Raw genomic sequence first — 14,513 nt, 5'->3', positions numbered from 1 at the left:
ACTGATACAGACACTGATACCGATACAGACACTGATACCGATACAGACACTGACGTGCCTGTGCCAGTTACCGTTACGGCAACAACGCCTGCACCTGTAACCACAGTTACAGTGACTTCTACTTCTATGTAAGTAAGATGTGTTTAAGAAAGCCGCCAGTAAGGCGGCTTTTTATTGCAATTTTTTTAATGCTTATTTACTTGAATAGTTAGTCCAACATGAACCTGAAAACCTTTCTACTATGCTCGCTGATATTTATTTTTACCAGTAGCTGCAGCGGTACTTACCTGTCTTATTACCAAACAATAAAGTTGGCTTTTAAAGAACAAGTTGATGCAAAAAAGACACTTGTTGAGGTACAAGACTCAGTGTTCGATCTTATTTATGTTAAACGCGGTGAACGACCTCGCGCACTCATGGGCTTAGTCGCTATTGAAGAGAACCAATATAAGTGGATATCCAGTGACAATGCCATGTTAATTATGGAAAACGGCCGTATAACACGTACCTTAGGCCTAGACGAAAACCTATTGTATTTATCCAACACCGATATTGATCCACTTAAAACCTTACCACTTAGCCTCAATAATGAAGCGAAAATTCCAATATGGTCACGCATAGCAGACCGAACAGGTGATGAATACGGCTACCCAATAGAGTCAACATTTAGCCAAGCACAACAGTCAACCGTGCAGGTGTTAGACCTAGATATAGAAACACTGATGTATATAGAAACCGTCAATTATAAAGCACCCGCTAACTACATACGATTACACAGAAGCTGGGAAAATCAATACTGGTATACCAAAAGTGGAACTTTGGTTAAAAGTATACAAAAAATTTCTCCTATGTCAGAAGCCCTAGAAATAACATTTCTCAGTCAAATTGCTCGCCTGCAACAGTAGTCATCGGATACAACAATGAATAAATTAATTTTGATGTGCTTATTATTAATATGCAGTGTGGCGTTTAATCTAGTGATGGCGTCGGTTACAGTGACAATGCAGCAACAACAATATCATTATGACCACACACCTCGGTTGATAGAGATATTACCCCCCCTTGCAAACAAACAAAACCTGTATTGGCCAGCGGCTGTTTTGTATCAGTTAGACACCACCCACCTTGAAGAGAAACGCAAATTGGTACTTCAACAACTTGCTAGCTTAGAAAAAGATCACCAAGAAGACGATTCTGAGATTGCACTGTCGTTACAACAATTACAAGCGACAATTAAAAGCTGGCGTTTAGCCCGCAGGTTACCCATTAAAATAGATTACGATTTAGCCCGCATAGTGGCCGCGGCAAATCCACAATTACCCGAAGGTAACTATTTGCTAGCGGTGGCACCACGATCAAAAACCGTGCAGCTATTTGGCGCCGTTAATAAAACGAGCAACCTCCCCCATTTAGATCATGCTGATGCTAGCGAATATTTGACTAATCAACATCTTTCAAAATTGGCTGATAAAGACACAGTAATAATCATTCAAGCCGATGGCCGTGAAATAAAGGCCCCCGTTGCTTATTGGAATAAAACTCATCAAGAAGTCATGCCAGGAAGCCAACTCTTTGTACCTTTCAAACATTCACTGTTTCATCCAGAGTTCACCTCTATCAATCAACAAATAGTGACCTTAGCCTTAAATAGGGTGACACAATGAGAAATAGAGAATATTACCAAAGAGTGAAATCCAATTTATTGCTTGTTGCCACATGTACTTTTTGTGCGTTGGTTCAAGGTCAAGAATCTAGTGAAGCATGGAATACCGTACCAAATGGCAGTTCGTTAATGGTACACGGTGGTACAGGCCTGATCCAAACACCCACATCACGTATGTTAGCAGAAGGGGATTTACGGGTAAGTTATACCGACAATGACGAATACCGCTATTTCTCGGCTACTTTACAATTATTCCCATGGTTTCAATCAACAGTGCGTTATACCGATGTGCGCAACCGCTTATACAGTCAGTTTCCTGGTTTCAGTGGTGATCAAACCTTAAAAGACAAAGGCATAGATGCTAAATTTAGGCTTTTAGAGGAAAGCTATTATCTACCTGAGCTGTCAGTAGGTTTTAGGGATTTTGGTGGTACAGGCTTTTTCGAAAGTGAGTTTATCGGCCTAAGTAAACAACTAGGCAATTTCGACTTTCATTTGAATATGGGCTGGGGATATTTAGGTACATCGGGCAATACGTCGAATCCATTTTGCGAGTTAAAAGACAGTTATTGCGATAGGCCAAGAGGTTTTACAGGCCAGGGGGGGAAAATCGATTATCAACGATTTTTTAAAGGCTCTGCAGCCATATTTGGTGGGATAGAATATCAAACACCATGGGCTCCGTTACGATTAAAGCTAGAATACGAAGGCAATAATTACCTAAATGACCGTGCTGGCGCCTTAAAACAAGACAGCCGTTGGAACTTTGGTGCAGCCTATAGCTGGAATGATTTTGATTTTAGCCTCAACTTCCAAAGAGGCAACACCATAGGCTTTGGTGTTAACTATAACTTTAATTTACATACTATTAGCCAAATTAAAATAGATAAACCACCCCGCCCTTTACAAGAGAAAACTAACGATTTCTCAATGAAAAAAGTAAACCACAGCAGATTAATGAAAGAGCTGTATAACCAAGGTGGTTTTGCCACAAGCAGCTACAATTTTAACGATGAAAGAGTGACGATTTACGGGCAACAACTGCGCTACCGCAATCTAAATGAAGCAACGGAGCGTGTGGGACGTATATTGGCCTCTAAACTACCTGAGTCTGTTAAAACCTATAATATGGTGAATACGGTAGGTTCTATTCCTTTAGTCGAAACTGTCATTGATGCCGACGCTTTTAAGGTACAAGCCAAGTACCAAACCTTAGAGCCCGACTTAGCCAGCAGCTACCATCGCCAAGATCTCAGTCAAACAAGTGTTGACAATTATAATCCCACCAAAACTTCGGGCTTTTTTAGTCGTTTAGAAACATTCTGGATCCAGACTTTCGGCAACCCAGAAGATTTCTACTTATATCAGGGCGGTGTGCTAGTAAAAGGTGGCTATAGTTATAATGGTAAAGCTAGCGTGTCGGGTACCATTAAAGCCAACTTGTTTGAAAATTTCGATAAATTCAACTTCAAAACCGACTCGGCAAATAGCACTTTGCCAAGAGTACGTACCTCAGTTCGAGAATACGTTTCTAACCGCGCAGTAACCTTGGAAAATTTGTATTTGCATTGGAATGATCGAATTGCACCTAATCTATATGCGCAAGTTTATGGCGGATATCTAGAGGCTATGTTCGGTGGTGTAGGTGGTGAACTACTATATCGCCCGGTAGATACTAACCTGTCGTTTGGATTCGATATCAACTACGTACAGCAGCGCTCTTACGAAAGCGATTTTGAATTTTTTGACTATAAGGTATTAACTGGACACGCCAATATCTACTGGAAACCGCCGTTTTTACCCGACACCCAACTCACCTTGAAGGTGGGCCAGTATTTGGCTAAAGACAGAGGTGTGACTGTAGACATCGCTAAACGTTTCGACAGCGGTATGATAATTGGCGCGTATGCGGCTTTTACTAACGTCAGCGCAGCGGAATATGGAGAAGGAAGTTTTACCAAAGGCTTTTACCTTTCCATTCCATTCGATTTATTCTCACTGAAGCCAGCTAAAGGTCGAGGTGGTTTACCTTGGATCCCAATCGGACGTGATGGTGGTCAAGCACTAGTGCGCCCCATTACGCTTTACGACACCACACAAGAACGCTCGCCGTTTTATGACTAGTGCTGATCATGCTACTAAGAGGACGCAAAGGAATAGATTTCTTTTATCAATATAAGCCCCACTGGGGCTTATATTTTTTACTTTTAATGGGGGAGTATTCATCACTTCATCCATCATCATAAACATATGACAATTCAATATATTTTTCAGTCCTAACCAGCATTATTCATAAAAAACACACAGACATACAAACCATATATAAGCTAAAATAGCGTCCAAATAACTAACTGGCTCCTACATTAATTACTATGAAACTAGTCAAGCTTCCCTTTATGAAAATCTTCCTATTTCGTTCATTTACCATTTTGCTCTTGGTTGTTTATTCTGGATTACTTTGTGCTAACACTAATACAACGATCCCACAAGATGCTGCATTTTCAGTCTGGTTAGAAAAAGACTTTTCCCCTGAAAAAAACCTTTTTACGAAATTGCGTCATGGTTTAATTACCGGAGAACCGCTATCCATTATTGAGCCAGTCAACATCCCATTCGACCCAAGCTATGCCATAGTGGGCGTCACGCTTTTTCAGACAGGAAATCAACCACTGCGTTACTTAAGTAAGCGTGGGAGTTTAGAACTAACGATTAATCGTATTATTAAAAAACTCAGACAACGCAACCGCTTTTCCGAGTTTGATATTAAAAACGACACTAAAACCAGAATTTTATTAGAAATAATAACCGAAGAGTTACCAGTAGATTTTAATGACATCACTTTCACCGCATTCTCTTCAAACCGATTTGAACCAGGCATTACCGGGTTACGCATTAAACCGCAAAATGGCTCCTCAATTCACTTTATGCCGACTGACTCTGCGGTATACAGCCATATGTCTGCTAGGCAGGTGTTTAATGCAATAGCCAAGAAAACCCCAATTGGTAAAATAACCAATAAGATTTCTGAGCGTATTAATATGTTGAAACATGCGCCTTATGAATTCTTTTTAACCAAAAGCGTTGCTTTTATAAGTGAAGGCAACGCAATCACGCCGTTATTCCGTGGCTATCCCGTACCTGTAGATAGCTCTAAAGAAAACTTTTTTAACAGTACTAAACAATCTGTAGATTGGTTAATCGATAACATGGATAGCGAAGGAAAGTTCTTATATTACTACGACGGTATTGAGGACACTATTGTTGATCACGACCATCCCAATCGTTCGAAAGATAACCTTTATTACAATAGCTTACGTCACAGTGGCGGAACCATAACACTATTGAGAATGTATGAACTTTCAAAAGATAAAAAATACCTTACTGCGGGTAAACAATCCCTAAACTTTCTTCTCAAAAATTTAAAACAACGAGAAATAGATGGCGAAAATGCTTACTACCTCTTCTACAACAATAAATCCAAACTGGGAGGAACAGGCGTAGGTCTAGTCGCATTTATGCGCTACTACATGCTAACAGGCGACGACTCTTACAATGAAATAATGGCTGGCATGGTGCGCCACTTACTGTCTAGAATCGACGAGAATGGTGAGTTTATTGGTTATTATATTCATCCCCAGTTTAACGGCGGCAACCCCTTAGACAATCCCTCAAATGAAACCAAGAAACAGTTATTTTCTTTCTATTACCCCGGCGAAGCTTTAATGGGCTTAGCTTTATATGCCCGCGAAATGCCTATCAGTGCAGCAGAAAAATCCACTATCAAACAATCTTCTATGAAAGCAATGGATTGGTTAGTCTCTATTAGACCCAAGAAATATCCTGAGTTTTTTAAGCCATTACCGTCTGATGGCTGGTTAATGCAAGCCATCGAGGAATGGAGTATGGATCCAGACTTTATGAAAAAGCCATATATTGATTTTGTATTCAACGATGCCAAACAAATGATAAGCCATATGTATAAAAAAGAAAGCAGCCCCTATTATGATTACCCTGGCGCATTTTATTACAATTATGGCGATCATGCCTATGTTGATGGTGCACGTGCTGAAGGCCTAATCGCTGCTTACTATCTTGCCAAAAGATTGGGAAATAAAGAATTGTCGCAATACCTCTTTTCCAATATTGAAACCGTTGCTAAGTCTCTCTTATACACATACAACTCAAAGCAATCTTCGTATATGTATATTCACCCAGAAAAAGCACTTGGCGCATTTAGATTTAAATATACTCGCCAATGGATGCGTGTTGACTCAGTACAACACACGGCTTGTTTTCTTATCAGGCTAATGCTGGCGCCGCCTCCTGAAAAATAACGGGACAGCTGAATGTGGCCAAAGAACTATACAGTTGTAGAAACTGGCCTACAGTAGAGTGCGCAAACAGTAATAATTTTATTGATGAAACTGAATACGAAATGCGCACTTAACCTAATTTGGGGATAATTCATTACGTTCACCATTACTATCATTAGACCTAACGTCATTATACTTGCTCGAATTCACAGGCTATTTACGAGCAAGCTTACCCCGAAAGACACAATATTAGCGGCACTAGATGCGCGCAATGCTTACGAAATGAAATTCCACTACCTTCCATTTGTTTATATTTAAATTACTTGTGGCTGAGCGTTACAATTGAACCTGGCTACAGATGGCTGATTAAAATGGCAAGGGCAAAAAGGATGTATAAAAAAACGGATTACTAAAGACTTCACATAGGATTAGTTAAGGAATACCACCGTCTTTCAGGCGGATTACATTAATATGGTAATGCAACCGCCTTCTATTACTTTATCTTGTTACTTCTTAACCATTTTAGATAGTGTCCAGATATGCATAAAACAGTAGTCATATAGCAAAAACAAACCAATAAAACTAAACAACATTATCACTTCTGGAATCGCAAAGTATTCGCCGGCCAAACCAAAACCTGCAAAACAGGTTGACACAACACTAATAATAAACAAAGACCCCTTGGACGTAAGTCCAAAGCGCATAAAGATGTGATGTAAGTGATCCCTATCGGCAGAAAGCGGAGACTTACCCTTTTTCACTCGCCTATGCATAACAGCAAACATGTCCATCAAAGGTATAGCGATAATCCAAAGTGCAGTGACCGGCCTAAAACTAGCATCTCCATCTTGGGTCCCTAAAACTAATAACCACACAACAGAAAGACCAATCATCATGCTACCGGCATCGCCCATAAATACTTTACCAAAAAGACGACGTAATCCACCTAAGTTAAATAATAAGAATGCTGACAACGCAGCTACAAATGTTGCAGATATCACAAATAGATTAGAATTATTACTCCAGTAAAACAGAAGACAAAGACTCGAAAAAGTAACAATACCTAAAACTCCTACTAACCCGTCAATTCCATCCGTCATATTAAACGCGTTAATGGCAGTCGCAACGGCCAATAAAGTGATCGGTATCGCTAAATATCCTAGATTAACATTCCCAAAACCAAGTAAGTTACCCATATCGTGAAGTGCAAATCCCGCTCCCATTACTAATATCGACGCAATTAATAGCTGTGCTAGAAGCCTCAATTTCGCGCTTACATCATAAAAGTCATCTAAGGCACCAATGAGAACCATAAACGAACAGGAAATCATATAAAGATTGATAAGCTGAGACTTAGGCAAAACCCCCTGACACAACACCATTAAAGTAAAATAAATGGCAATACCACCAATCAGTGGCACATTACCTAAATGTCTCTTTCGGGAATTAGGTTTGTCCACTAAGCCAATATTCGCAGCTATAGGACGCAGACTAACAATTGATAGGCAGGCAACCGAAAATGCCCAAATAAAAACACTGTTAAAACTGCTAGATATTACATCCATTAAATATCTCTTTAAGTAAGTATTACGGTAGGTATTACAGTAAATATCCGGTAAGTATAACACGCAATTTTTGATGCTAGAAGGTGATTACTGCATTTATCTAAAACAAACCAATCAGTTAACAACTTGGTGAATTATTTAACAAAATAACCCACTAAGTCTAGGCAGTTAGCGGATACATGTACAAGGAATTTCCATCAAAAGTTTAGTTAAACATTGGGTTTAGTATAAATAAAGCTGAAGAAAACTCATGTACATACTACGGCTTTGTTTCTTCAAGAATCTTTTTTAAATGTCCTTATTCATATACCCAAAATACCAGCCACTAGCATTGTTCAATAGTTACACTTAGTATTTTCTTTCAATCTTGTCTACCACTTATTTTTATTTAAATACCAACCTATTGTTTTTTGGATCCCAGTTTCAAAGGACTCAACTGGCTTATAACCCTGTTCGGTGTTTGTTATAGTCGCAACAATTGCGTATCGACGTTCATGTCCCGCTCTGTCGGCTACAAAAGCGATTTATGTCTTCAGCATTATTCTCAATTGAGGCGGATAGTTAATTTTATAATACTATTTCCTTATTACAATAAATGTAAAGGGTTGGTGTTAATTAACTTATTGTGGCGCCGATTGTGCGTCTAATATTGCTTTAAGGAGCGGAATATTCAGCCCACTCCTGATTATTCCCTCTGGTGTTGCGCTTACAATGTCAGACGCGACACTATTTCCCAGCACATTACGCGCAGTTACAAAACAGGCGTAACTAACGTCATTCTCTAGTTCCTCAATTCGGATCGGAGATTGTGAACTGGTGACGCTGGTGTCTCCACAGGTTATGGTGTAATCCAGAATATTAGAGCCACCATCACCGTTGGGAGAAAAACTAACAACTAAAGCGCCATCTTCTTCTTCGATTGAACTGATGACAGGTGATGCTGGCACTGAGTTTGGATTTAATGGGAACGGATCATCAATATCTATAATACCGTCGTTGTCATCGTCAGCATCAGCGGTCATACCGAGTGCTAGGCAATCGCTATCACATTCATTCGGTGCACCGTCGTTGTCGGAATCTAAAAGATTACCAATGGCAATAAGTGGGAAGGTATCGTCTACGTCAGCAATATTGTCATTATCGTCATCTTCGTCACAGGCGTCACCACCATCTTCGGCTAAATCAGTGTTTTCTTGGCCTGAGTTTGCTATCAATGGGCAGTTATCTATGTCATCTGAGATCGAGTCATTATCAGTGTCGGTTACTATCTCATTGGGTGCGCCACCACTTAAGACGTGTATTACACCATCAGAAGTGGTAACAATTATTTCTGCAGTTAAATCATTGTTTAAATCTGAAGTCCAAATATTGTTAATCCTCAAATTTAAATCCAAAGAGAGCTTTTCCTGGAGGTCGTTTCCACCAAAAACTTTCAATACAGTGTCATCACGCATTAAAATTTCTTTTGATCCATCGCCGTCAATATCAGCTGCTACAAAAGCGTATATTGCACTTCCTCCAACATTTTCTTGTATGGTAACTTCATTGAGCTCTGAATCATAAATTCTTAGGCTACGATCTACTTTACTCCAAACCACAATTTCTTTAGTTCCGTCGCTATCTAAGTCTGATACCAAAAATCTGGGATTTAAATTAGTACCTAATGAAACTTGATGCTTTGTGGTGCCATCTAAATTCAGAATCCGAATCTGTGCGTCACCAGGGTAAGAAGAGTTGTGGGCAATACTGGCTACAATTTCATACACACCATCACTTTCCAAATCAGCAAGAACATGAATATTACCTCCATTTGCACCACCTGATGTGTCATCACCCAATATTTGAACTAACTGTTCTTCGCCAGTTTCATCAACTAAAATAGAGTAGAGATCGCCATCCGTGGTTCTTGTACCTGAACCATTAACACCGCTGCCACTCGCTCCATTATGACAAGTAAACATACTTCCTATGAAATCGAGATCCCCATCGAAATCAACATCAGTTGCAGAAATATCTCCCATACAAGGACCCAAATCGTAATACCATGTTTCTGTTTCTGTATTTATATCCCAAACACTATATCCGCGTGGCTCCCTAGCATAGCCAGTTGTGTAAGCCACAAGTAGCCGATGATTGCCAAGATAGGATACTGGCCACATATTAGAATCAGAACCACCAGTTCTCGACAAGTTCGCAACCAATGAACCATCATTTTTATATATGTTTACTTGAAGTGCTGATGATTCTCGTGTACCAACAAGGATCTCGTTTACGCCATCACCGTCTACATCATCTAGAAGCATTCGCATGTCACTGTTAGAAGGAATCGATATTGAAGGATAAGCTTCAGTGCCGTCTCCGTCGTACATACGTATCTCACCACCACTCACTACCACTAATTCGAGTTGGTTATCGCCATCAATATCACCAGAAGCACTATAAACAATGCCACTTAGCTGACTAGCAGTCCAAACTTCTGTAAATTCGTTAGTTGGCGTTTTGTAACTATTGTTATCTGATGCTGTGGCAGCCAAATCACCTTTAGGGTAACGCCAACCCTGAATAGTTATTTGATCATTGTCATTATCAAGCGTTAGTCCAGAGTCAGCTATACATTGCTCATTACAGCCTTCATTGAAATAGTCTGGTTTTCCATCACCATCACTATCTACACTTGCAGCTACATTTAGAGGGAAGGCATCATTAGTGTCTAAGAAACCGTCATTATCGTCGTCTAAATCAGCTGTCATTCCTAATGACAGGCAGACTGAATCACAAGTATTGGGTGCGCCGTCTAGGTCAAAATCTAACAAATCACCTATTGCAATCAGTGGGAATGCGTCATCAGCATCGGCTATATTGTCATTATCGTCGTCTTCATCACAGGCATCCCCGCCATCATCAGCTAAATCAGTATTTTCTTGGCCTGGGTTAGGAATGGCTGGGCAGTTGTCTACTGAGTCTTCTACGTCATCACCATCAGAATCTACATTTCCATTAAAAATTAATAACACCTCCTCACTTCGACCTTCTTTGTAAAGTGCATCTGTTGCTACCAAACTAATCTTATATGAACCCGCAACTTGTGGTGTGAAATTAAAGACATCTGCATCGTATGTAATTGAAACAACCCCATCTGGTCTAATAACTTGCCAAAATTTTGAAATAACACCATCGTTATCTGGATCTTCAGTATTGGCTGTCAAACTTACTTCTGTTAATTCATTAAATTCTAATTCACTGTACACATACTCAATAACTACCGTAGGGGACTGATTGCTCTCTACAACTATGTTTTGATCAAATATACCATCATCGTAACGATTCAAACTTCCAAGAATTCGTACATTAGTTGTGTTTTTCTGAATAGTGATATTGGCAGAAAATTTACACACCCCCCCGTCTTTTAAGAGCGGCGTTTTACCTAATTGTATTTCTTCACCGTCACTATCTAACTGCACTAAATATGACAAACCATCAATTTGACAATTTCCATCGCTATCATTTAGTGTGAATTCAAAAAGATGATTTTCTCCTTCTTTTAAAGTCAGGCTTTCTGACATTTTTTTTGCGCTATATTCAGAATTGAATACTTTTGCAGAACTAATATTAGGTGAAAGCTCCACATAGCGGTTAACTATCGTTTTAGGCGCTGCAGCCAACGTAATAGTTTTATTCACTGAAATGTCATCTAGATCAATATCCCCCTGACTAACGGCTTTAATGGCGACTTGGTAATTGCCTTCGACTAATCCATTGGTATCCCATTGATAGTCATTTAATCCAATGTCCCCAGAGGTTACATATTCAAATTTATAGTCAGTCTCATTGGTGATAGTCCACAACACTTCAATACTGGATGGAGTTAATGTTCCTTGTTTTGCTATGTTCGTTGTTAGACGAATTATCTCACCAGATATAGCATTATTAGGCACATTAGTAGAAGACAGAGCGATATCATTATGTGGTTCAACTACTAGCTCAGCAGTGTAAAAATGCAATGTATAATTTTCTATATCATCATAACCAGAGATAGAAGGAGAATAGCCGCTGGGATTGCTACCTGGGTACTCTATTACAAACTCATAACTTTCAACTTGGCTGGCTGAAATATCAACTACTCTACCTGCACTACTACAGTCTCCTTCTTTTGTTGAAATGTCTGAATTCAATTCAAAAGCAATATTAAAATTCCATTCATCATCCGAATTTGAACTAGCTTGATGAACTCGAGTATATTTTTTATTACAAGAGATGCCACTATATACCGCTTCAAACTGTCGCGGTATATTTACAATTGTTGTTGCTTTTCTAGTTTTAAGGCCCAAGTTAGATATTTCTTCTGCTATCACTAAGCCAGCTTGGTCACCTTCAGCTAGCCACGCAAATATAACAAGTGGAGTCCCATGTATATATATAGGTTCTCCCACATCTTCATCAATACCGTCACTTGCGTAAACAACATTGCCATTTCTTTTAACAACAATCCCGGTTTCGCTATTAACTCTATCTCCCAAATAACCTGAAATCGCAATGTCATAATTATATCCACCCGAAGAATAGCGCACCCATCCAAACCCTCCTGCACCAGACCTTCCGCCAATAAAATTACTCAATTCAAGATCAGGGTCCCAATCGACTGTCATCTCTTTCCCAACTAATGCCTCAGGTGTCACATAATTTATCTCTCCAACATATAATATTCTCTCTTGTAAATTATCAATTGGAGTGAAATCACCGACATCATTTAAAACTTGAACTTGTAACGAATAAGCGCCATTAGCTGCAGAACTTGGAACAGACCAATCTAAAATATTCTCGAATGATTTAGTGGTATTTTTTAATATCAAACCCAATGATTGGCTATCACTGTATGACTCAACATTATTTGGCCCAATAACACGTAATCTAAGCTGGGCATTCTCATCAAAGTTACCGCTATTGGTAATAGACACATCCAAATCAACAGAGTGTTTTCCTGGCTCAGCACTGGAGCGAGAAAGTGAGTAGTTATTAATTGATAAATCATGACCTTCAGCTGGATTATTGATAGTGAAAACATCAGAGCCCGTGTAAATTTCCGCACCATTTTCATCATAAGCTTCTACCACTAGCATATAGTCACCCGGTGCACCTTTCGCGACAGTATTTGTTTTATAAAGAGCGTAGCTAGAATCGTAAGGTAATACTGCTTGTTCTACAGTGTTACCCCTTTTATCAAAAACTAAATAGTTAACCGTCGCGTTTTGATAGATACCGTTAGCAGTTTGAGAAAGATGCAATTCGATACTTATACTTTCATTCACATTGAATACTGTTTTGAATAACTGAAAAGATATCGCTTTGATTGGCTCACGCTCTGAAAATGCAGCTCTTAAAACTTCCCTATTGGTACTCGATGAAGGAAATATCTCCTCTCTTACGTTAGCCATTTGCAAATTTAATCTATCTGAATTCTCTTTAATTTCATTCTTTCTATTTTCATTAAAATCGTTTTTTAAGAAAATATCTTGAATGGTCACAAACAACTGCGCCATGGAACTAGCAGGTATGGGTGTAGAGGCACTCGTTGCCACATTCGTTACCACAGAAACGGCTGTAAATGAAAGAGACATATTGTCTTGCGCTTCCAAATATCTATCTGGAAGAAATTGCTTACAGATATTGTCATAGACAGAAAAAGCGATTCTAATTTCTAAATATAAATTCCATATGTCCTCAACTAGCGCAATGTTTGCTACCGCTGACTTGTCAGTGACTATAAACCTCATCAAAGTAACCATACGAGAAGACACACTAGAAATAATCTGTTGCGTAGCAAACCCCTCGTTTATCACTATATCTTCAGGTTGAGATGTACTTATTAAATTATTTGTTGCTTTAATTAAGTAACTCACCGCTTCATCAATTGTTGCAACTGCTCCTAACACAGTTGCAACACCAAAACATCCTGCAGCTATTGATGCTCCAGCAGTAAAGGGAGCAACTGTTGTTCCACCTACTGCTCCTATCGCGCACCCAACTCCAGCAGAAGCTGTAACAGCGGCTACCGATCCTGCAAGATCTTCAAGGGAAACAATTTTTGACGAATCATAAGCTTGTCCTTGCATATACTTTATAAAAGTTCCAGCCTGCTCACGAACTAAATTGTATTCGCTTTCATATTTCAACCAATAAATAGCATTACTTATCATCAGTAATTCAGTTTTACTTTCAACATCTAGATCAGTAACAGTATTTCCTGTTGCTTCATCTTTTGCATAAAACTCAGCAACGGTCACCATCCTATCATCAGATATTGGCTTTATTGGGATGAGATAAACCTCGGAGTTGGAGTTTCCAATAGAAGCTTTAATTTCAAGGAACTCTATAGCTTGACTACTAGAAGAAAAAAGCAATGCAAAAAGAAATACTATTTGAAGTTTGTAATTAGTTAATTTTAATCTCTTGATTACAAGGTTAGCCATCTTAAGCATTGTTATTATTTTCATTTTTTATTCCTTACTCCTTAACTACAAACTACATCCTGACCCTGTTGTCGCACTAACAAACAGCAAACTCTTATTGAAAGTGTTTCAACACTATTTACCTTAAACTCTATCGAAAAGTTTCTCAAATTGAAACATTTTTGACCAACCAACCAACCAACCAACCAACCGTAAGTGGGTTTATTTCTAGTGGCGTAGACACCTATAATTTGAGCTTTCAAATCGCTTTTAGTGAGTTCTGATTTACGTATAAATATGTCATACTCCCAAAAAGTTACTTTCATAATTCGGCTAATTCTCTATTTTTTTGTTCTACCGCTGACGTGGTTGAATAGTACGTTTAGCCATTTTACACCTCAATAATTGAATATTTTCCTCTATTAAAATGTTCGGTTAATTCAAACACAATCTAGGTAACTTATATAAATCTACGGCCAGTAGCAAGACACCTGAACACTGCGCGATATCCCTTCAACTTTTCGTA

At 39.0% G+C, this 14,513-nt stretch carries 6 protein-coding genes; 4 read left to right on the top strand and 2 right to left on the bottom strand.

Going from position 1 to position 14,513, the window contains the following annotated elements; translation table 11 throughout:
* Positions 1-218 precede the first annotated feature (218 nt).
* From KO534_RS12850 to KO534_RS12835, 4 genes are all read left to right on the top strand, one after another.
* A complete protein-coding gene (locus KO534_RS12850; protein ID WP_215930068.1) occupies positions 219-905 on the top strand; it encodes a YjbF family lipoprotein in 687 nt (228 codons plus the stop codon).
* A gap of 15 nt (positions 906-920) precedes the next feature.
* On the top strand, positions 921-1,664 hold the full coding sequence (locus tag KO534_RS12845) for a capsule biosynthesis GfcC family protein (protein ID WP_252732131.1): 744 nt from the start codon (positions 921-923) through the stop codon (positions 1,662-1,664).
* 128 nt (positions 1,665-1,792) lie between these two features.
* A complete protein-coding gene (locus tag KO534_RS12840; protein WP_252732133.1) occupies positions 1,793-3,787 on the top strand; it encodes a YjbH domain-containing protein in 1,995 nt (664 codons plus the stop codon).
* Positions 3,788-4,059: 272 nt separating this feature from the next.
* Positions 4,060-5,997: a hypothetical protein gene (locus KO534_RS12835; RefSeq protein ID WP_215930066.1), complete on the top strand. Its 1,938-nt coding sequence runs from the start codon at positions 4,060-4,062 to the stop codon at positions 5,995-5,997.
* A 485-nt stretch (positions 5,998-6,482) separates the two neighbouring features.
* Here KO534_RS12835 and wecA read toward each other — a convergent pair whose 3' ends face one another.
* Positions 6,483-7,541, bottom strand: a complete 1,059-nt coding sequence (wecA, locus tag KO534_RS12830) for a UDP-N-acetylglucosamine--undecaprenyl-phosphate N-acetylglucosaminephosphotransferase (RefSeq protein WP_215930065.1) — start codon at positions 7,539-7,541, stop codon at positions 6,483-6,485.
* Between the two features lie 620 nt (positions 7,542-8,161).
* A complete protein-coding gene (locus KO534_RS12825; protein ID WP_215930064.1) occupies positions 8,162-14,032 on the bottom strand; it encodes an FG-GAP-like repeat-containing protein in 5,871 nt (1,956 codons plus the stop codon).
* Between the last annotated feature and the right edge of the window lie 481 nt (positions 14,033-14,513).

The sequence above is a fragment of the Paraglaciecola arctica genome (assembly GCF_018861065.1).
In the GTDB taxonomy this organism is placed as follows: Bacteria; Pseudomonadota; Gammaproteobacteria; order Enterobacterales; family Alteromonadaceae; genus Paraglaciecola; species Paraglaciecola arctica_B.
Note: the sequence above shows the minus strand (reverse complement) of the source record. Positions and strands in the feature narration are given on the sequence as shown.